Annotated in this window: 14 protein-coding genes; 8 read left to right on the forward strand and 6 right to left on the reverse strand. The window is 73.7% G+C overall.

The genetic code is table 11. From position 1 onward, the window contains the following. Nucleotides 1–117 precede the first annotated feature (117 nt). From ACH4FX_RS13560 to ACH4FX_RS13570, 3 genes are read left to right on the forward strand one after another with little or no spacing between them, the layout of a single operon-like run. Nucleotides 118–3,048, forward strand: a complete 2,931-nt coding sequence (locus tag ACH4FX_RS13560) for an ATP-binding protein (protein ID WP_398478320.1) — start codon at nt 118–120, stop codon at nt 3,046–3,048. A 42-nt stretch (nt 3,049–3,090) separates the two neighbouring features. Continuing rightward, nucleotides 3,091–3,591, forward strand: a complete 501-nt coding sequence (locus ACH4FX_RS13565; RefSeq protein ID WP_365844847.1) for a hypothetical protein — start codon at nt 3,091–3,093, stop codon at nt 3,589–3,591. Next, a complete protein-coding gene (locus ACH4FX_RS13570) occupies nt 3,588–4,088 on the forward strand; it encodes a hypothetical protein (RefSeq protein WP_398478322.1) in 501 nt (166 codons plus the stop codon). The genes ACH4FX_RS13565 and ACH4FX_RS13570 overlap by 4 nt, the downstream gene beginning before the upstream one ends. A 69-nt stretch (nt 4,089–4,157) precedes the next feature. Here ACH4FX_RS13570 and ACH4FX_RS13575 read toward each other — a convergent pair whose 3' ends face one another. Both ACH4FX_RS13575 and ACH4FX_RS13580 read right to left on the reverse strand, forming a co-directional pair. Beyond that, nucleotides 4,158–6,158, reverse strand: a complete 2,001-nt coding sequence (locus tag ACH4FX_RS13575; protein WP_398478323.1) for an N-acetylmuramoyl-L-alanine amidase — start codon at nt 6,156–6,158, stop codon at nt 4,158–4,160. Nucleotides 6,159–6,405: 247 nt separating this feature from the next. Further along, complete coding sequence (locus ACH4FX_RS13580) at nt 6,406–7,539, reverse strand: aminoglycoside phosphotransferase family protein (RefSeq protein WP_398478325.1); 1,134 nt, start codon at nt 7,537–7,539, stop codon at nt 6,406–6,408. Nucleotides 7,540–7,798: 259 nt separating this feature from the next. Here ACH4FX_RS13580 and ACH4FX_RS13585 point away from each other — a divergent pair, with 259 nt between their 5' ends. Next, on the forward strand, nt 7,799–9,307 hold the full coding sequence (locus tag ACH4FX_RS13585) for a hypothetical protein (RefSeq protein WP_398478327.1): 1,509 nt from the start codon (nt 7,799–7,801) through the stop codon (nt 9,305–9,307). A gap of 172 nt (nt 9,308–9,479) precedes the next feature. Here ACH4FX_RS13585 and ACH4FX_RS13590 read toward each other — a convergent pair whose 3' ends face one another. Then, complete coding sequence (locus ACH4FX_RS13590) at nt 9,480–10,943, reverse strand: PP2C family protein-serine/threonine phosphatase (RefSeq protein ID WP_398478329.1); 1,464 nt, start codon at nt 10,941–10,943, stop codon at nt 9,480–9,482. Between the two features lie 322 nt (nt 10,944–11,265). On the opposite strand from ACH4FX_RS13590, the gene ACH4FX_RS13595 reads away from it, so the two are divergent. The 4 genes from ACH4FX_RS13595 (at nt 11,266) to ACH4FX_RS13610 (ending at nt 15,984) form a co-directional block, all read left to right on the forward strand. Then, the gene (locus tag ACH4FX_RS13595) at nt 11,266–12,690 is read left to right on the forward strand and encodes a HEAT repeat domain-containing protein (protein ID WP_398478331.1); all 1,425 of its coding nucleotides are present in this window, start codon (nt 11,266–11,268) and stop codon (nt 12,688–12,690) included. Between the two features lie 124 nt (nt 12,691–12,814). Continuing rightward, on the forward strand, nt 12,815–13,942 hold the full coding sequence (locus ACH4FX_RS13600; protein WP_398478333.1) for a glycosyltransferase family 4 protein: 1,128 nt from the start codon (nt 12,815–12,817) through the stop codon (nt 13,940–13,942). 182 nt (nt 13,943–14,124) lie between these two features. Beyond that, the gene (locus ACH4FX_RS13605; protein WP_398478335.1) at nt 14,125–14,568 is read left to right on the forward strand and encodes an Rrf2 family transcriptional regulator; all 444 of its coding nucleotides are present in this window, start codon (nt 14,125–14,127) and stop codon (nt 14,566–14,568) included. A gap of 174 nt (nt 14,569–14,742) precedes the next feature. Further along, nucleotides 14,743–15,984 carry an amidohydrolase family protein gene (locus ACH4FX_RS13610; RefSeq protein WP_398478337.1) on the forward strand — a complete coding sequence of 414 codons (1,242 nt, stop codon included), beginning with the start codon at nt 14,743–14,745 and terminating at the stop codon, nt 15,982–15,984. Nucleotides 15,985–16,019: 35 nt separating this feature from the next. On the opposite strand, the gene ACH4FX_RS13615 is transcribed toward ACH4FX_RS13610, so the two are convergent. Genes ACH4FX_RS13615 through ACH4FX_RS13625 form a run of 3 tightly spaced genes read right to left on the reverse strand, consistent with a single transcriptional unit; the run spans nt 16,020 to nt 18,395 of the window. Next, complete coding sequence (locus ACH4FX_RS13615; protein ID WP_398478339.1) at nt 16,020–17,081, reverse strand: bile acid:sodium symporter family protein; 1,062 nt, start codon at nt 17,079–17,081, stop codon at nt 16,020–16,022. Further along, nucleotides 17,074–17,517: a hypothetical protein gene (locus ACH4FX_RS13620; RefSeq protein ID WP_398478341.1), complete on the reverse strand. Its 444-nt coding sequence runs from the start codon at nt 17,515–17,517 to the stop codon at nt 17,074–17,076. Before ACH4FX_RS13620 ends, ACH4FX_RS13615 begins: the two co-directional genes overlap by 8 nt. A 14-nt stretch (nt 17,518–17,531) precedes the next feature. Next, the gene (locus tag ACH4FX_RS13625) at nt 17,532–18,395 is read right to left on the reverse strand and encodes an oxaloacetate decarboxylase (protein WP_398478343.1); all 864 of its coding nucleotides are present in this window, start codon (nt 18,393–18,395) and stop codon (nt 17,532–17,534) included. Nucleotides 18,396–18,588 lie beyond the last annotated feature (193 nt).

Genomic DNA, 18,588 nt, shown 5'->3' on the forward strand with positions numbered 1-18,588 from the left:
CCTGGTTACCGCGGGTCCGTATGGGCGTACGCTCGGCGCTATCGCAGGCAGAGTGCGGCCGGACGGGCCCGCACTCGCGGCGGGCGGGAGAACCCAGCGCGGCGAACGGATCCGGACATGGCCAACGGGTGGGAGCACGTACGTGACGTGCGGCAGGAGCTGCTCGAACGGAACGCCGAACTCGGCGCCGCGGAGCTGGCGTTGTCCCGGCTCTGCGGGACGTCGGGCGGCCCGGTGGCCGCCCAGCGCGGCGGCCTGCTCACCTTCGCCGGGTCGCCCGGCATGGGCAAGACGGCGCTGCTCGCCGAGGTCCGCGCCCGGGCCGCGGCCCGCGGCTGCACCGTGCTCTCCGCCCGCGGCTGCGAGCAGGAGCACGGCATGGCCTTCCACGTCGTACGCCAGCTCGTGCAGCCGGTCCTGGCCGGGTACGACGAAGCCACCTCCCGCACGGTTCTGGGCAGTTGGTACGACATCGTCGCCCCGGCCCTCGGTCTGGTGGCCGACGCGGGCGGCAGCTCGCCCGATCCCACCGGCGTACGCGACGGCCTGGACTGGCTGGTCACCCGCCTGGCCGTGCAGCAGAAGCCCACCGTGCTGGTCCTGGACGACGCGCAGTGGGCCGACCAGGAGTCGCTGAGCTGGCTCACCGCCTTCGCACCGCGGGCCGAGGACCTGCCGATGCTCGTGGTGGCCGCCTACCGGCCGGACGAACTGCCGCGCAGCGCCGCCGCCTTCCGCAAGCTCGCCGAACGCCACGCCACCCGGCCCTTCGACCTCGCCCCGCTCACGTGCGACGCGGTCACCAGCATCATCCGGGCCGCGGTCGGCGACGGGGCCGAGGACAAGTTCTGCACCGAGTGCTGGGCGGTCACCGACGGCAACCCCTTCGAGGCCGTGGAGCTCGCCGCCGGACTCCGCGAACGCGGCCTCACGGGCCGCCGGGACGACCTGTCCGCGCTGCGCGAACTGGGCTCGGCGGTCAAGGGCAAGGGCCTGGTCGAGCGGCTGGACCGGCTCGGCGGCGCCGCCGTCCGCCTCGCCTGGGCGGTCGCCGTCCTGGGTACCTCGGCCACTTCCGGGATCACCTCCGCTGTGGCCGCGCTGGGCAGCGAGGCCACCGCGGACGCCGTCGCCCAGCTGCGCGAGGCCCGCATCCTGGCGCCGGACGACGGCCCGGACGGCCTCCTGCAGTTCGCCCACCCGCTGATCGCCACCGCCGTCCACCGGGCGATCCCCACCGCGCTGCGCGTCGGCATGCACAACATGGCCGCCGAAGCGGTGGTGGAAGCCGGTCTCGGTCCGACGGTCGCCGCGCGGCACCTGCTGGAGGTGCCCTGCGAGGGTGACGACTGGGTCGTCCAGCGGCTGCGCCAGGCCGCGCAGGAGTTCGTCCGCGCCGGAGCGCCCGACGCCGCCCGCCGCGTCCTGACCCGCGCCCTGCGCGAGCCGCCCTCGCCCGGGGACCGCGCCGCCGTCCTGTTCGAACTGGGCGCCGCCACCTTCCTCGCCGCGCCCGAGGCCACCGTCAACTACCTGCGCGAAGCGCTGGCCGAGCCGGACGTCGAACCCGAGCTGCGCGAGGCCATCACCTACCGGCTGGCCCAGGCGCTGGCCCACACCGACCAGGTGGCCGAGGCCGCGGCGCTGGCCGCCGAGGAGGCCCGGCGCACCAACCTGCCCGCCACCCGGCTGCGCATGCAGGCCGAGAACTTCGTGTGGAGCGCCTTCCGCGCCGACGAACCGGACTCCGCCGCCCGCTCCCGCAGGCTGGCCCGGCTCGCCGACCACCTGACCGGCGACGGCCTCGCCGAGCGCTACATCCTGGGCCTGCGCGCCTGGGACTGCGTGGTGCACGGCGAGCCCGCCGCCACCGCCCTGCGCTACGCCGAAGCCGCCCTGGTCGGCGGGCTGAGCTGGACGGAGGACAACCGCGGCTTCGAGGTCCCGGTCGCCGTCGCCATGACGTTCATGTACTGCGACCAGCCCGGCCGCGCCGAGGAACTGTTCACCCGCGGCATGGCCGAGTGCGAGCGCAAGGGCTGGCGCGGCACCCACCTGGCCTTCGGTCACGCCCTGCTCGGCTACATCCGCTACCGCCGCGGCGCGCTGGCCGAGGCCGAGGCACTGGTCCGCGAAGGGCTGCGGATCGCCGAGCGGGTCGACGGCGCGGTACCCGCCCAGTGGTACGCCATCGGCATCCTCATCGAGATCCTGCTGGCCCGCGGCCGCGTCCAGGAGGCCCAGGAACTCGCCGACCACTTCAACTACGGCGACATGGTGCCCAACGCCGTGGTCTATCCCGACTCCCGCACCGTCTACAGCGAACTGCTGCTGGCCCGCGGCCTGCACCGGCACGCCGAGCACCACCTGAAGGCGGTCGGCAAGCGGCTGGAAGCCCGCGGCATGCGCAACCCCGCCTGGTGCCCCTGGCAGCTGCACCTCGCCCGCGCCACCGCGCTCACCGACAGCCCGCACGCCGTCCGGCTGGCCGAGGAAGGCGTCCGCCGCGCCCGCAGGTTCGGCACCGCCACGGCGGTCGGCGAGGCGCTGCACTGCGCCGCCACCGTGATCGGCGGCGGCCGGGCCCTGAAGCTGCTCGCCGAGGCCGTACGGGAGCTGGAGCACTCACCCGCCGGGTACGCCCTCGCCGAGGCGCTGGTCGACCACGGAGCCGCCCTGCGCCGGGCCGGTCTCCCGCAGGACGCCGCCGAGCGCCTGTACCGCGGGCTGGAGGGTGCGGTCCACTGCGGCGCCGACGCCCTGGCGGAACGCGCCCGCGACGAGCTGTCCGCGGCCGGCCTGCGCCCGCTCCAGCTGCACAGCACCGGCACCGACGCGCTCACCGCGCAGGAGCGGGTGGCGGCCGAACGGCTCGCGCTGGGCTGGTCCACCGGCCGCATCGCCGAGGAGCTGGCCACCCCGGAGACGGTCGTCACCCGCCTGCTGTCCAGCGTCTGCCGCAAGATGGGCACGGACTACACGGGGCTGCCGCGGCTCCTGGAGACGGGCAGCCCGGCCACCACGCCGGACGGGCCGCCACCGGGTTGACGCCGGGCCCGCCGCCCGCCGGCGGCCACGTACGATGGCGGTATGTCCTTCCTCCGCCGCCGCAGCGCAGCCACGCCCGCCGGGCCTGACTTCGACGTCCTCGCCATGGACCCCGGGGACTGGCCCGGCAATCTCGGGGCCGGGCTGCTGCCCGCCCCCGACGGCAGCTGCCAGGGAGTATTCCTGCGCTACGACCTGTTCGGCGGCCGCGGCCCCGCGATGATCATCGGCAACCTCCCGGAGGGCTCCCCGGCGCGCGACCTCGCCGACGGCCAGGTGCCCTTCGAGGTGGCCCAGCTGCTCGCCGCGCTCGGCAACGACGAGCCGGTCACCGTCGTCGAGACCGAGGACACCCCGGTCATGCACGACGACAACCTGCTGATCGTCAAGCGCATCAAGTGCTCCGAGGGCCGGATCTCCTGCGCGCAGTTCGACCGCAGCGACGGCGTCCTGGTCACCATCGCCAGCTGGGACCGCCCCATCACCGACGACCTGTACGCCCTCCTGAAGCCGCTCCCGGCGGAGATGTTCCAGCAGGGATGAGCCCGCGCCCGGCAGGACCCGTTGTCTTCCGTGCCGAGACCGGGCCGACGCTGCCACGGGGAGCGACGGGCTTCTGCCGGCCGAAGGACGGCCCGCTCCCGGAGACCGACGTCCGGACGTTCCGCACCGCGCTGTACGCCGCCGCCCGCCTCGCCCGGGGCACCGTGGGCGAGGTACGGGAACGCGCGTATCCGCTGACCTTCCACAGTGCAACGGTCACCGGCTCCACGGGTGAGCACGTCGTCCTGTGCCACGCCCACCACCCGTGGATCGCCTTCGCACCGCAACGCCCGCACTGGTCCGGAGAGGAGTTCCTCGCGCCGCCGCCCTGGGCCCGCCCCCTCCGCGACGCGGGCTTCGAGGTCCTGAGCGGTGAGCAGCTCGGCACACCGCTCTCCGTCCTGGACGCCTTGGCGCTCACCGAGGGGGAATGGCGTCAAGTGCGCCACCACGGCGTCACCACGGTGGGCGGGGTCCTCTTCAACGCGTGGGACTGACGGACGGGCGAAGCCGCTGAGCGCCGAGCGGGGCCCGGCGCCCGGCCCGTGCGCCGGGCGCCGTGCCCGCTACCGGTTCGACGGCCGTACGTCGACGTCCGCCGCCCGTACGTACCCCACCCGGTGTCCCACCTGGATCTCGTAGTAGACGTCCTGGCCGCGGACGACCGCGTGCCGGGACAGGTCGTACGTCGGGGCGTAGAAGTACTCGCCGCGGACGCGGTTGCCGATGGCGTACCGCTGGCCCGCCAGGAGCTTGTACGGCAGCGGGGTGACGGCCTGCACGGGAACGCCCGCCGGGTAGGCGGACGGCTCCGGGTACGCCCGGCCGTAGACGGGGATGTCCGCCCGGCCGGCCTTCGGGGTGATCACCAGCCCCTTGGCGTCGACCGCGGTGGGCCGCTCCGCCGGGTTGTGGAACCACGCCTTCTGGCCGAGGTACCAGATGGCGGTCCACTCGCCCCGGCGCTCGGCGACCGCGTACCGCTGACCGGTGGTGGCGCGGGCGCCGGTGTCGTTGACGCCGGTCGTCGAGGGGCTGCCGTCCGGCCGCAGCCCGATGTCCCGGACCAGCGGGGCGCTCCCGCTCGGCTCCGTGTGCAGCCGGACCGCGGTCGAGCCGTGCGGCGCGCAGGGCTGCCCCGGCTTCGCGCAGTCGGTGTAGACGGGCCGGTGACGGTCGTAGTCGGGACGGATGGTGACCAGCCCGCCCCGGGGCCCGGCGGTCCGCACGAACGGCTTGCCCAGCAGTCGGAAGTAGTGCGCCCAGTCCCAGTACGGGCCGGGGTCGGTGTGCATGCCCTTGATGGTGGCGGGCGTGGTGCCCGGCACGTTGTCGTGGCCGATGATGTGCTGCCGGTCCAGCGGCAGGTCGTACTTGCGCGCCAGATAGCGCACCAGCCGCGCCGAGGCGCGGTACATCGCTTCGGTGTACCAGGCGTCCGGGGCCGCGAGGAAACCTTCGTGCTCGATCCCCACGGAGTGCGCGTTCACGTACCAGTTCCCCGCGTGCCAGGCGACGTCCTTCGTCGGCACGTGCTGGGCGATCAGCCCGTCCGCGGACCGGATCGTGTAGTGCCAGGACACATACGCCGGGTCCTTGATGAGCTTCAGCGTCGTCTCCCACGACCCCTCGGTGTCGTGGATGACGATGGCGTCCACCCGCTGGTCCCGCGGCCGGTCCGCCTTGTCGTGGTTGCCGTAGTCACCGTCGCCGAACTCCTCGTACGGCGCCGGCACGGAGATGCAGGAGACCGTCCGCGGGCACTCGGGCCGGGCCCCGCCCGCCGGCGCCGCGGCGGACCGCAGCCCCAGGTGCCCGAGCTGGGCCCGGTCCGGCGTCAGTCCGGGGGAGGCGGGCAGCGACACCCGCTGGCCCGCGTCGGTCGTACGGGTCCGGCCCTGCCGCAGGACGTCGTACACGTCGTCCGCGAAGCCCGCCGCGGTCCGGACGTCGTCCGCGCCCGAATAGCGCGCCACGGCCCCGTACCACCGGGCCGGATCGGCGGAGAGCGGCCCGAGGCGGCGCTGCTCCGCGGCCAGCAGTGCCGCGCCGCCGCGGAGATTGGCCGCCGGGTCCCGGCGCAGCCGCTCGGCCGGCAGCCCGGTCAGCCGCGCCGCCCGCTCCAGGGTGCGCAGCCGGGCGGGCAGCGCGCCGGCGGCCGGCGGCTGCGCGTGCACCCGCTTGCGGGCGCGGGACTCGTCGCCGCGCGGGTCCTCGTCGCCCTCACCGTGGTGCGGCCGCTCGGCCAGCGCTGTACGGGCGTCGGTCAGATGCATCGGGCCGTAGCCGCCGGACACGCTGGGCGCACCGCCGTGCCCGTCCCAGCGCGACTCCAGGTACGCGACGGCCAGCAGCACGTTCCGTGGCACGCCGTACTGCCCGGCGGCGTCGGCGAAGGCCTGCTGGAGGGCGCCGGTGTCCGGCTGCACCGCCGCGGCGCGGGGCTGCCCGGCCGGGGCGGACGGGGCGGCCGAGACCAGGGGCAGCAACAGGGCCGCCGCCGCGACGGCGGTGGCGGCCCTGCGCGCTCTGGAACGGGGGGTGCTTCTCTCGTCGGATCCTCGCAATGCAGCCTCCTGTGGCCGACCGGGGCGAGCCGGGGCGTCTGCCGGATGGTGTGCATACGGCCGTGCGCGGAACGGGACCCGAATACAGCTATCGCCTGGCCGACGATCCGTCAATCACCGTTCGCTCCAGGGGCCTCGCATGTCAGCTCGTGCTCCGGAACCCCGTACGAGAGGATGCGACGCCGCCCGCACACACATGAGCGGCACGCCCCGAAACGGCGTGCCGCTCATATACCCCCCTTGCGGATCAGCGGGTGCCGACCGCCGCCCGTACCGCACGCCGCGCCATCTGGCAGTCGTCGTGCAGCCGGCGCAGCAGCAGCCGCTGCTCCTCACCCGCCGCCGGCGCGCCGGGGTGTCCCGGCCCCGGCGCGCCCGCCGGCGTGGGCTCGCGCATGGTGCGCTGCACGGCGGTCTCGTAACGCCGTATTTCGCGGGTGAGCACCAGCATCAGATTGACCAGGAAGGCGTCCCGCGCGGCCGGTCCGGCGGCCTGCGCGAGCTGGCTGATCTGGCGGCGCGCCACGGGGGCGTCGCCGAGCACCGACCACAGGGTCGCGAGGTCGTAGCCCGGCAGGTACCAGCCGGCGCTGTCCCAGTCGAGCAGCACCGGGCCGGCGGGGGAGAGCAGGACGTTGTTCAGCAGCGCGTCACCGTGACAGAACTGGCCCTGGGTGTGGGCCAGACCGTGCAGCAGCTTCTGCAAGTCGCCCAGGTCCCGGTCGGTCAGCAGGCCGAGGTCGTGGAAGCGGCCGATGCGGTTCCCGTAGTCCAGCGGCGCGTCGAACATCCCGGCCGGCGGCCGCCAGAGGTTGACCCGGCAGATCGCGCCGAGCGCGGCCCGTACGTCCGCGCGGGGCGGTGCTTCGGTCGGATGCCGTTGGAGGGAGGCGACCCGGCCGGGCATCCGCTCGACGACCAGGGTGCAGTTGTCGGGGTCCGCGGCGACCAGCCTCGGTACGCGCACCGGCGGGCGGTGGCGTACGAAGGCCCGATATGCAGCTATTTCGTGCCGGAACCGCTCGGCCCACGCTGGGGAGTGGTCCAGTAAACACTTGGCGACCGCGGTCGTGCGGCCGGTGGTGCCCACCAGCAGGACGGACCTGCCGGTGCGGCGGAGCACCTGGACCGGGTGGAACTCGGGGCAGATGCGGTGCACGGAGGCGACCGCGGCGCGCAGCTGGGCGCCCTGGGGGCCGGACAAGTCGAGTCTCCCGCTGAGCGGTTGGGCGCCTCCCCCTTGCGTCCGCCGGTTCCGTCCGCCGGTCAGGCCGGAGACCGCCCCCGGAGACTGGGAGGGGTCGAGGTACGGCCCGCTGCCCGGGGGCTGCGGACGGTACGGCCGGTTCGGGGCGCTCACGGCGGACGATGCTGCGTACATGGGTGAGACTGATCCCTTCGTGCGCCGACGAGTTGCGGTGCCGCTCCCGGCCCGGTGACCGGGGCCCGAGGGCCCCGGATCCGGTGTCCGCACCCTGGGGAATGCGGTACCGGCACCGAGCCGGGGGCTGCACTTCTACAGAACACGCGGGCGCGGGTGGCAGACCATCTGGCGGACCCTGGCGAACCCTGGCGAATGCTCGCAAGCGTCCGGGACGGGCCGTTACTGTCAAGTCAGTCGAGGAACCTGGGGGCTTGACGTGGACAGGGAGCCGAACACCCGTCTCGCGGACCTATTCGGCCTGGCCGGCTGGTCCAAGGGAGAGCTGGCGAGACTGGTCAACCGGCAGGCGGCCGCCATGGGGCATCCGCAGCTGGCGACCGACACCTCGCGGGTGCGGCGCTGGATCGACACGGGGGAGACCCCCCGGGATCCGGTGCCCAAGGTGCTGGCCGCCCTGTTCACCGAGCGTCTCGGCCGTGTCGTAACCATCGAGGACCTCGGGTTCGGTCGTTCCGGGCGCGCGGGGAAGAAGCAGGCCACGGACGGCCTCCCGTGGCCGCCCGAGCGGACGGCGGCGGTCCTCACGGAATTCACGGGAATGGACCTCATGCTCAACCGACGCGGCTTGGTGGGCGCGGGCGCGGCGCTCGCCGCGGGTTCCGCACTCAGCAGCGCCATGCACGACTGGCTGCACACCGATCCGGCGCTGGCAGCCGACGCCCCCCGATTCGACGACCCGTTTGCCGACAACACCATCGACCAGATCGGTTTCGACCGCTACGAGGCGGCCCCCGTCGGGTCGCAGGAGATCGACGCGCTGGAGCGCTCGGTCGAGGTCTTCCGCGCCTGGGACGCGGCCCGCGGCGGCGGGCTGCAGCGCAAGGCCGTGGTGGGCCAGCTCAACGAGGTGGGCGGCATGCTCGCCTACCGCCAGCCGGAGCACCTCCAGCGCAGGCTGTGGGGGGTGGCGGCCAACCTCGCCGTCCTGGCGGGCTGGATGTCCCACGACGTGGGCCTGGAGCCCACCGCCCAGAAGTACTTCGTGATCGCGGCCCACGCGGCACGGGAGGGCGGCGATCGGCCGCGCGCGGGGGAGGCGCTCTCCCGGGCGGCCCGCCAGATGGTGCACCTGGGCCGCCCGGACGACGCCCTGGACCTGATGAAACTGGCCAAGTCCGGCTCCGGCGGCGAGACCCTGCCGCGCACCCGCGCGATGCTCTACACGATCGAGGCGTGGGCCCAGGCGGCCAAGGGGCAGGGCCAGGCCATGCGCCGCACCCTGGGCGAGGCGGAGGAGCTGTTCGTCTCCGACCGGGGCGACGTGCCGCCGCCGAGCTGGATGCAGATGTTCGACGAGGCGGACCTGCACGGCATGCAGGCGCTGGCGTTCCGTACGCTCGCCGAGCACGACCCGAAGACGGCGAAGATCGCGCAGGTGCACGCCAAGCAGGCGCTGCGGCTGCGGGACGCCGGCCGGCAGCGGTCGACGATCTTCGACTACCTCTCGATGGCCTCGGCCTGCTTCATCGGCGACGATCCCGAACAGGCCGACCGGTACGCCCGGCTGGCGCTGGTCTCCATCAAGGAGAACTCCTCCCACCGCACCTGGGACCGGCTGCGCGAGATGTACCGGCTCACCAACCAGTACGCGAACTACGCCAAGATCCAGGACCTGCGGGAGGAGATCCAGCGGGTGATGCCGAAGGCCAAGGGCCAGGGTCTGGGGCCGGGGCTGGGTCCGGTGGGCAAGAGCCTGCGGATCTGACGGCGGGACGTCCACGGGCCGCCCGGACCCCGCGGAGCCCGTGCACGCGGACCCCGAGTACGTGAACGGAACGCACCGCCGACGTACTCGTACGCATCCCCTCGCCCGTGTCCCTTGTCCATGCCCAGGGTTCTGACGGGCGCGCCGTACCCCGTACGGTGCCGCTGCTCCGTCAGCCGCTCACCCTGGCGATCAGCACACACGCGTCGTCCTCGCGCTCGGCACCGCCGAACTCCTCGGCGACGACGCGGACGCAGTCCTGCGCGTCACGGGCCGCGGCGAACCGCGGTGCCAGCGACAGGAGGCGCTCGGCACCCTCGTGGGCGGACAGCGGGCCGTGCGAACGGCGCGGCACCAGGCCGTCGGTGTGCAGCACCAGCAGGTCCCCGGGCGCCAGCTGCTCGCGCCGCTGGGTGTAGTGGGCGCCGGTGGTGGCGCCGAGCAGCACGCCCTCCGGAGGGTTCAGCGGGCTTCCCGTGCCGCCGCGGAACAGCAGCGGGGCGGGGTGCCCGGCCTGCGCCCAGACCAGTTGGCGGGTGGCCGGGTCGAAGCGGCAGCACACCGCGCTGCCCAGGGCGGGCTGCGCGGAGCTGTCGAGCAGCTGGTTCAGATAGCCCATCAGCGGGCCCGGCTCCTGGCCGGACACCGCCATACCGCGCAGCGCGCCGAGCACCATGGCCATGCCGGAGGTGGCGGTGGCGCCGTGGCCGGTGAGGTCGCCGACGCTCAACAGCGTCCGGCCGTCCGGGAGTTGCAGCGCGTCGTACCAGTCGCCGCCGATCAGGGCGCTGGTGCCGGAAGGGAGGTAACGGGCGGCCAGGTCGAGTGCGACGGGGCCGCCCTGCGGGAACCGCAGGGAGCCGCGCCACGGCGGCAGCACGGCTTCCTGCAGCTCGACCGCAAGCCGGTGCTCGGTCTGCGCCCGGTGCCGTTGGCGCTGCAGCGAGTCACGGGTCTCGCGCACCGCCCGCTGGCTGCGACGCAGCTCGCTGACGTCCCGCAGCACGGCCCACATGCATGCGGTGCTTCCGTCGGCGTCGAGCACCGGCTCGCCCACCATGTGCACCGTACGGACGCTCTGGTCGGCGCGTACGATGCGGAATTCGCCGTCGATCGGCCGGCCGTCGACGAGGCAGTCGGTGACCATCGTGGTCAGCAGCTGCTGGTCCTCGGCGAAGACCAGGGACGGCAGCTCGTCCAGGGTCAGCGGGCCCTCGGCCGGGTCCCGGCCGAAGATCCCGAACAGCTCCTCCGACCAGCTCACCTCGTCGGTGAGCAGGTTCCACTCCGCGCTGCCGACCCGGCTGAGCAGCGAGCCGCGCGGGTGGTCCGCGGGCTCCGGCGGGGCCGCGGGCAGCAGCTCCTCCTCCGGGGCGGTGTCGGGGTCGGCGGGCAGGCCCTCCCGGAGCTGGTCCAGGTGTCCGCCGAGGTCGTCGAGATGGTGGACGGCCAGGTCGCACAGCGCCCGCTGCCAGCGCAGCTGCGGGTCCGCATGCTCCTCGCCGACCGCGGAGGTCTCCCGGCGCACGGCGTCCAGACCGCCGCGCAGCCGGCGGGCTTGTGTGATCAGCGCTTCGACCGCGTCGCGCTCGGGGGGCTGGGCGGCTGATCGGTCCGCGAAGAGATGGGACGGCATACGTACTCCGATATCAGGCGGCACCGGGGCCAGGTCTGACGGAAGGGCCGGTAACGACTGTTGCACAGGCTGCGACCGCCCGTAAGGGATTTGGCATTACCCGATACGGTGGTGCGCTCGGCATATGCCCCCGGCCTCCTGGGGCATAGTCCGGCCGAATCGGCGGAACGCGAGGTTCCAGGCTAGGCTGCCGCCGCCGTAGCGCGCTCGGTCCTCACCGATCCATGGTGGGAACGACGCATACGACCCGTGGTCACCGGCAAGAATGCCGGTCAGCGGAAATCCCGTTGCCAGCCTGTCCCCCGCACCGGATGCTGACCTCATGTTCGATCCAGACATAGCGCCCAGTGGCACCCTGCTCGGCCTCCTTCAGCGAGGCCGCGGCGACGGGACCCTGCATGCCCTCGCGGCGCCGCGGGCCGAGGCGCTCGCGGCACTGAACGACAGCGTGCTGCGCGACCCCCGCCGCGACTGGCAGGTCGAGAACCGCTCCCTGTACTACGCACGCCTGTACATGCAGCTCGACGGCGGACTCGAAGAGGTCGAACGGCATCTGTTCCACCCCGACGACCTCACCGACCCCGGTGAGGAGCGCACGGGCCTCGCCCTCTCCGTGCTCGGCCACCTCGCCGCGTACGGCAGGGACGCCGCCCTGCTGCTCCTGCGCAGCTACGCCGCGGCCGGGACGAACTGGCGCTGGGCCCTGGACGAGCTGGCACTGCGCGACGACGACGCGGGCCTGGCCACCCTCGCCCCCGCGATCCTGGCCCGCTTCCCCCGCACTCCCGAGGGCGACGCCGAGCTGGCCGCCGCCGTCCGGGACGCCTTCGAGCCCCGCCCGTGGCGGCTGTGGGCCGAGGACCCGCGCTACGGCGCCCGTATCCGCGCCGCCCAGGAGCAGGGCTGCTTCGACCGCTGGCAGCGCCAGCTGCGGCCGAGCGGACCGCGCCCCGGCTGGAGCGTCACCGAGATCCTGGACTGGGCCCAGCAGGGCCTGGAACTGCACCCGGAAGAGTGGCGGCAGGTGCCGGCCGCGCGCTGTCTGGCGGCCGTCGCGGGCCCCGATGACCGCCCCGAGCTGCTGCGCGCCGCGCGCACCGGACCGGACGCCGCCCGCGCCGCCGCCCTGCGCCACCTCGCCGAACGCGGCGATCCCGAGGCCCTCGACCTCATCGAGACCGCGGCCGCCGACCCCCTTTCCGGCAAGCCGCTCGCCGAGGCCGCGATCGCCGCCTTCGAGCGGATGTGCGCCGTGGCCGCCGTCGAGCGGGCCCGCCGGTGGGCCCCGCGCCCGGACCGCCTCGGCGCGGCCGGCGCCACGATGCTGGCCCGCCGCGGCGGGCGCGGCGACGCCGGCCTGGTCCTGGCCGCGCTGCGCCGTACGGTGCGCACCGAGGGCCCGGACGCGGACGGGCTGTGGGAGCTGGTCGACGGGGTGGGCCGGCTGGGCGTGGCCTGCGCGGCGCCCGTATTGCGCCACATCTACCGCGAGACCTCCTCGTCCCACCTCAGAGGCCGCGCCGCGGCGGCGCTGGCCGTCACCGACCCCGGCTTCCCGGCGGGCTTCGCCGTCGAGTGCCTGTGGGACTGCGAGGAGACGACCAGGGAGCTGGCCGCCCGGTACGCGGCGACCGGCGACGACCGGGTCGTGGAGCAGCTGCGCCGGCTGGCCGCCGATCCGGCCGAGGAGGCCGAGGTGCAGACGGCGGTACGGGCCCGGTTCGGGCCGGACGCGCCGGCGGTCTGACGAGGGGCCGCCCGGGGATCGTTCCGGCCGCCGCCCCGGCCCGGGCGCCAACGCTCACGGGACGTTCCCCGGAAGGACAGATCCCCGTGGCCGGGGCCACGCCCGGCGGGCCGACAACGGGTCCATGCGTGTTGTCATCGTGACCGAGTCCTTCCCGCCCGACGTCAACGGGGTCGCCCACTGTGCCCTGGAAACCGCCCGGCACCTGGTGCGGCGCGGCCACGACCTGCTCGTCGTCGCCCCGCTGGGCGCCGACGGGACGCCGGGCGGCGGACCGGCCGGCCCCTGCCCGGTGGTCCGCGTGCCCTCCGTACCGCTGCCGGGCTACCCGCAGGTCCGGGTGGCGCTGCCGGGCCGCCGGCTGGCCGCCGCGCTGGACGGACACCGCCCGGACGTCGTGCACCTGGCCGGTCCGGTCGTCCTCGGCGCGCGCGGCATGACGGCCGCCGCCCGGCGCGGCGTGCCCACCGTCGCCGTTTACCAGACCGATCTGGCCCGCTACGCCCGCGCCTACCTGGGCACCGGCGGCGCCGCGGCCTGGCGGCGCCTGCGGGCGGTGCACGCCGCCGCCGACCGCACCCTGGCACCGTCCAGCTCCGCCCTGGACGACCTCGCCGCGCACGGCGTGCCCCGGCTGCGGCTGTGGCCGCGCGGTGTGGACTCCGCACGGTTCCACCCCGCCCGGCGCGACGAGGTGCTGCGCAGCTCGCTCGCCGCGGGCCGGGACCTGCTGGTCGGGTACGTCGGGCGGCTGGCACCGGAGAAGGAGGTGCGGCTGCTGGCCCCGGCCTCGCGGCTGCCCGGCGTACGGACCGTGGTGATCGGGGAGGGGCCGAGCGCCCCCGGCCTGCGCGCCGCGCTGCCCGGTGTGCGCTTCCTCGGGCGCCGCACCGGCGACGAGCTGGCCCGCATCATGGCCTCGCTGGACGTGTTCGTGCACACCGGCCGCCACGACACGTTCTGCCAGACCGTCCAGGAGGCGATGGCGGCCGGGGTGCCCGTCGTGGCCCCCGCCGCGGGCGGCCCGCTGGACCTCGTGGAGCACGGCCGTACGGGGCTGCTGGTGCCGCCGGGGGACGGGGAGGCGGTGCGCGACGCGGTGCGGCTGCTGGCCGGGGCCCCGGCGGCGCGCGTACGGCTGGGCGCGGCCGGCCGCAGGGCGGTCGAGCACCGTACCTGGGAAGTGGTCGGTGACGAGCTGCTGGGCCATTACGAGGACGTGCTCGCCGGCCGGACGGTGGTGGCGGCGTGACCGCGCGACCGGGCACCTCCGCGCGCTCCGTACCTGACGAGACCCGGTATACGGGCTGTGCATCGTACGGCTCGCGAACTTCGTGCCCCCGGAGCCGGGTGGGCTCCGCACCCTGGCGGTTGCCCATCGATTCAACTGCAACTAGCCTGGTTCCAGTTAATCGGCGGCGTCAGGAGCAAGCGATGGCGGGGCTCAGCAGCAGGAGCGCGGTCGCGATTCACGCGCTGGCGATGCTGGCGCACCGGCGTGGGGGCTCGCTGACTTCCGCCGAGATCGCGGAAAGCCTTGACAGCAATCCGGTCCTCGTACGGCGCATCCTCGGCCGCTTGCGGGACGCTGGCCTGGTGTGGTCCATGGAGGGGCGAGCGGGCGGCTGGTCCCTCGCCCGCGCCCCGCGGGACATCACGCTCTATGACGCGTACGCGGCCGTCGAGGAGGGGCGGATCTTCTCGCGGCATACGCATCCGCCCAGCGGGGCGTGCGAGATCGGACGCACCATCGGCGACCTGCTCGACGTCGAGTTCCAGAGCGCGGAACGAGCCCTGGAGGAACAGCTCGGCAGGACGACGATCGCCGGCCTGCTGCATCGGATACTGGCCTCCGGCAGCGAGCCGAGGAATCGCTGATCAAATGCTGACGCTCTGCGTCATGGCGCACGACTTGACTGTAACTGTCTTGGTTGCAGTTTTTCCGGCCTGGGCACTCCGGGCCCTCCTGACCCCCGATGTCAGCGGCCGCATGATCCGTCCGCGTACACCGCGGCCCGAACGCCTACGCAGAACGCACCAGGAGTGAGAGCGATGCCCCAGGAATCCGAAGCACTTGCGAACACCGAAGCTCGCGGCCCCGCGACCTACGACCTCGTGATCAGTCGCGCACACGTCTTCGACGGCCGTCAGGCGCTCGCCGGTCTGTACGACATCGCCATCAACGGCGGAGAGATCGCTTCCGTCTCGGCCGAGCCGCTCAGCGGCAGGCAGGAGGTGGAGGCGGCCGGAGGATGGGTCATGCCGGGCCTGATCGACACTCATATCCACTTCTACGACGTGCGCGCGGTCTCCGGTCCGGATTCGATGCGGGCCTTCGAGGAGAACGAGCTTCCCGGAAGGCTCGGGCTGTTCCTCGACCACGGGGTCACCACCATCAAGTCGGTGGGCGATCCGACGGACGGAATCCTGGACACGCGGGCGAGAATCGCCGCGGGCACGCTGCGGGGCCCGCGACTGCTGGCGACCGGTTGCGGTGTCACCGGACGCGACGGGCATCCCGCCGCCACGGTCTTCAGCGGCAACCCCTGGGCGCGCGAGCGCTTCACGGGAGAGGTCGACGGCGTGCAGCAGATCCGCGACCTGGTGCACCATCTCGCCGACCGCAAGGTGGACGCGATCAAACTCCTGTCGGAGGGTGCGTGCGCACACTCCGGCGGGCCGAAGTACCGCTGGCGGAATCCTGCCTTTCCGGATGGTGTCGCGTTGGAACGGCTTCCCCTCGATCTCCTTCGGGCAGGTATCGAGACCGGGCACGAGCGGGGCCTTCGGGTCACCGTCCACACCACTCAGCAGGCCGCGGCGCGCGAGGCGATCGAGGCCGGGGCGGACGGTCTGGAGCACGGTGTCACCGTCGAGCCCCTCACCGACCACTCGCTCATCGACCTGATGCTCGAACATGACATCACCTACACGCCCACGCTCTGGATCGACGATGCCCACCCGGACGCCCGTGGCAATCTCAAGAAGGTCGCCGAGGCCGGCGTGCACATCGCACTGGGCAGCGACACCTTCAGCGGTCGGGGCCTGTTCGGAGCCAACACCCTGGACGAGGCCGAACTCATGGTGGCGGCCGGGATGACGCCCACCCAGGTGCTGGCCGCAGGCACCAGCGGCGCGTCGCGGCAGTGTGTCCGTCCCGACCTCGGCACGGTGGCCCCCGGCAAGCGCGCCGACCTGCTCGTGCTGAACACCGATCCCACTGCGGACATCGGCAGCCTTCGCGACCTCGGCATGGTGATTCTCAACGGCCGCCTCGCCGTCGACAAGCGCTGAGCGCGCGGCGGGACGTCCCCCCGCCGCTTCCCCCGTCAGCCCAGTGACTCGCCCGTATCGACCGGGCGGACCGTGCGGCGCGGTGCCGGTTCCGGCGCGACCGGTGCCTCCGGCCGGCGGGCCCAGCGTCCGGCGATGACCGCGCAGACCATCAGCTGGAGCTGGTGGTAGAGCATCAGCGGCAGGATGACCAGGCCGGCCGCGCCCCCGAACAGCACCGCCGCCATGGGCAGGCCGGTGGCGAGGCTCTTGTTCGAGCCGCAGAAGACGATGGTGATGCGGTCCTCGTGGCAGAACCCCAGCCGGCGGGCGGCGAACGCGGTGGTGACGAGGGCCGTGCCCAGCAGGACCGCCGTCACGGACAGCAGGACGAGGAGGCGGACGGGGGTGATCTGGTGCCAGATGCCCTGCGCCATGCCCTGGCTGAAGGCCGTGTAGACGACGAGCAGGATGGAGCCGCGGTCCAGGAGGCCGAGCTGTTTCCCGCGCCGGGTGAGGAAGCCGCCGATCCAGCGGCGCAGGCACTGCCCGGCGAGGAACGGCAGCAGGAGCTGGGTGGCGATGGCCACCAGCCCGGCCGTCGAGAAGCTGAGGGCCGAGCCGATCAGCCAGGCCGCGAGCAGCGGGGTGGCGGCCATGCCGAACAGGCTGGAGTACGTGCCGGCGCAGATGGCGGCCGGGACGTTGCCCCGGGCCGTGGAGGTCAGGGCGATCGAGGACTGGACGGTGGAGGGGACGACGCACAGGAAGAGCAGTCCCGTGTACAGCCGGTCGGTCAGCAGGAACGGGACCAGGCCGCCGGCCGCCAGGCCGAGCAGCGGGAACAGGGCGAAGGTGCTCGCCCCGGTCAGCAGGTGGAGCCGCCACTGCCGCAGCCCGCGCACCGCCTCGCGGGTGGACAGCCGGGCCCCGTAGAGGAAGAACAGCAGCCCGATGGCGAGGTCGGCGGCGGTGCCGGCGGCTTCGGCGCCCCGCCCGGTCGCGGGCAGCAGGGTGGCGAGCAGGACCGTACCGAGGAGCGCGGCGACGTACGGGTCGACCGCCCGCCGCAGCCGGTCCGCCCACCCCGGCCGGGCGCCCCGCGCCGCCTCACTCATCGTCACCGGTCTGCCAGGGCGGGTGCCCGACGCGCGCCGGGTCGGCGCCCGGACCGTTCGCGTCCCCGGTCCGTACGTCGATGGCGCCGCCGCCACCGTCGTGGTCGCTGCCCGCCGTGCCCTTCCCGGCGAGCAGGGTGTTGAGCGTCCGGTCGACCTCCAGCCAGGAGTCCGCCGAGGAGTTGTCGACCACCAGCAGGCCGAAGGTCGTTCCGGAGCGGGGCGCCGGCGGCTCCTCGTCGTCGTCTTCCGAGGTGCACGGCGGTTCGGGGGCGGGCGGCGGGTGCTGTGAGTCGGCCTGGGCGGCGCCGCCGCCCCACAGCACCCCCATCACCACCGCCACGGCGACGGACACGGTGGAGGGGCGCACGGCCCGGGACCGCAGAACGCGGTCCCGGAACCGTCGGGCGCCGCCCCCGGAGGGGTTCGGTGCCATGCGGGAACCTCGTCTCAGACGGGAGCCGGTTCGCGGTGGGTACGCCGTCGGCTGATGTTCCGTTCCAACAGCTCGGTGGCCGCCTTCAGTTCGACGCTGCCGGTCCGGCCGGTGTCGGGCAGGCGCCCGTCGGCCGCCTTCAGGTCGACCAGCGCGCCTTCGACGGCACCGTGTGCGGCGAACAGGCACGGTGTGCTGTAGATCGCCACGTCCACGCCGAGTTCGGTCAGCTCGGTGAGCGACAGCCGGGGCGACTTGCCGCCCGCGATCTGGTTGAACAGCAGGGGTTTGCCGCCCACCACGGACCGGATCCGCTCGATCCACTCCACGCTGCGCACCCCGTCCACCAGGACCACGTCCGCGTCGGTCTCGGCGAGCGCCGCCGCCCGCCGGACGATCTCCGCCTCTTCCGTGGCGTCCGTGCGTGCCACCACGACGAGGTCCTTGCGGCTCCGCAGGACGAGGTCGAGTTTGTCCAGGTACTCCTCCAGCGGCAGGATCAGCTTGCCGTCCGCGTGGCCGCAGCGGCGCGGTCTCTTCTGGTCCTCCAGGATCACGCCGGAGGCGCCGCAGCGCTCCAGACGCTGGACGACGTGGCAGGCGACCTCGGGGTCCACGTAGCCGTCGTCGATGTCCACGAGGAGGTGGTGGGCCGGGAAGGCCAGGCGCAGCCGTTCCACGAAGTGCACCATGTCGGGCCAGGCGATGAACCCGATGTCGGGCAGCCCGTAATGGGATGCGGCGAAGCCGAACCCGGAGACGAACATTCCGTCGTAGTGCTGTGCCGCGATGGAAGCCGAATACATGTCGTAGATGCCGATGAGCGGTGTCGTACGAGGCGACCGGACCGCCTCGCGCAAGGCGCTGCCGTACTGCATGCTTCTCCCGCCTCCCGGGCTCGCCCGTCGCGAGCCCCTGGGGTGTCGTGCAATCGACGGTGCCAGGAAACCAAGAGCTAGTAAAAGGATTCCGGGCAGCTGCACTCTTTCGAGGAAACGCCGCAGGTCAGGGCGGTAATTGCGGAATTAGTATGGAGTGATGGGCGTACCGCTGAAGTGACGTTTCCGCGGA

It is taken from the genome of Streptomyces sp. NPDC018019, assembly GCF_044327805.1.
Taxonomy (GTDB): domain Bacteria; phylum Actinomycetota; class Actinomycetes; order Streptomycetales; family Streptomycetaceae; genus Streptomyces.

Bases quoted from the DNA above. Each gene is read 5' to 3' on its own strand.
- ACH4FX_RS13560 (WP_398478320.1), top strand. From the start codon at position 118: ATGGCCAACGGGTGGGAGCACGTACGTGACGTGCGGCAGGAGCTGCTC.
- ACH4FX_RS13565 (WP_365844847.1), top strand. From the start codon at position 3,091: ATGTCCTTCCTCCGCCGCCGCAGCGCAGCCACGCCCGCCGGGCCTGAC.
- ACH4FX_RS13570 (WP_398478322.1), top strand. From the start codon at position 3,588: ATGAGCCCGCGCCCGGCAGGACCCGTTGTCTTCCGTGCCGAGACCGGG.
- ACH4FX_RS13580 (WP_398478325.1), bottom strand. From the start codon at position 7,539: ATGTACGCAGCATCGTCCGCCGTGAGCGCCCCGAACCGGCCGTACCGT.
- ACH4FX_RS13590 (WP_398478329.1), bottom strand. From the start codon at position 10,943: ATGCCGTCCCATCTCTTCGCGGACCGATCAGCCGCCCAGCCCCCCGAG.
- ACH4FX_RS13595 (WP_398478331.1), top strand. From the start codon at position 11,266: ATGTTCGATCCAGACATAGCGCCCAGTGGCACCCTGCTCGGCCTCCTT.
- ACH4FX_RS13600 (WP_398478333.1), top strand. From the start codon at position 12,815: ATGCGTGTTGTCATCGTGACCGAGTCCTTCCCGCCCGACGTCAACGGG.
- ACH4FX_RS13605 (WP_398478335.1), top strand. From the start codon at position 14,125: ATGGCGGGGCTCAGCAGCAGGAGCGCGGTCGCGATTCACGCGCTGGCG.
- ACH4FX_RS13610 (WP_398478337.1), top strand. From the start codon at position 14,743: ATGCCCCAGGAATCCGAAGCACTTGCGAACACCGAAGCTCGCGGCCCC.
- ACH4FX_RS13615 (WP_398478339.1), bottom strand. From the start codon at position 17,081: ATGAGTGAGGCGGCGCGGGGCGCCCGGCCGGGGTGGGCGGACCGGCTG.
- ACH4FX_RS13620 (WP_398478341.1), bottom strand. From the start codon at position 17,517: ATGGCACCGAACCCCTCCGGGGGCGGCGCCCGACGGTTCCGGGACCGC.
- ACH4FX_RS13625 (WP_398478343.1), bottom strand. From the start codon at position 18,395: ATGCAGTACGGCAGCGCCTTGCGCGAGGCGGTCCGGTCGCCTCGTACG.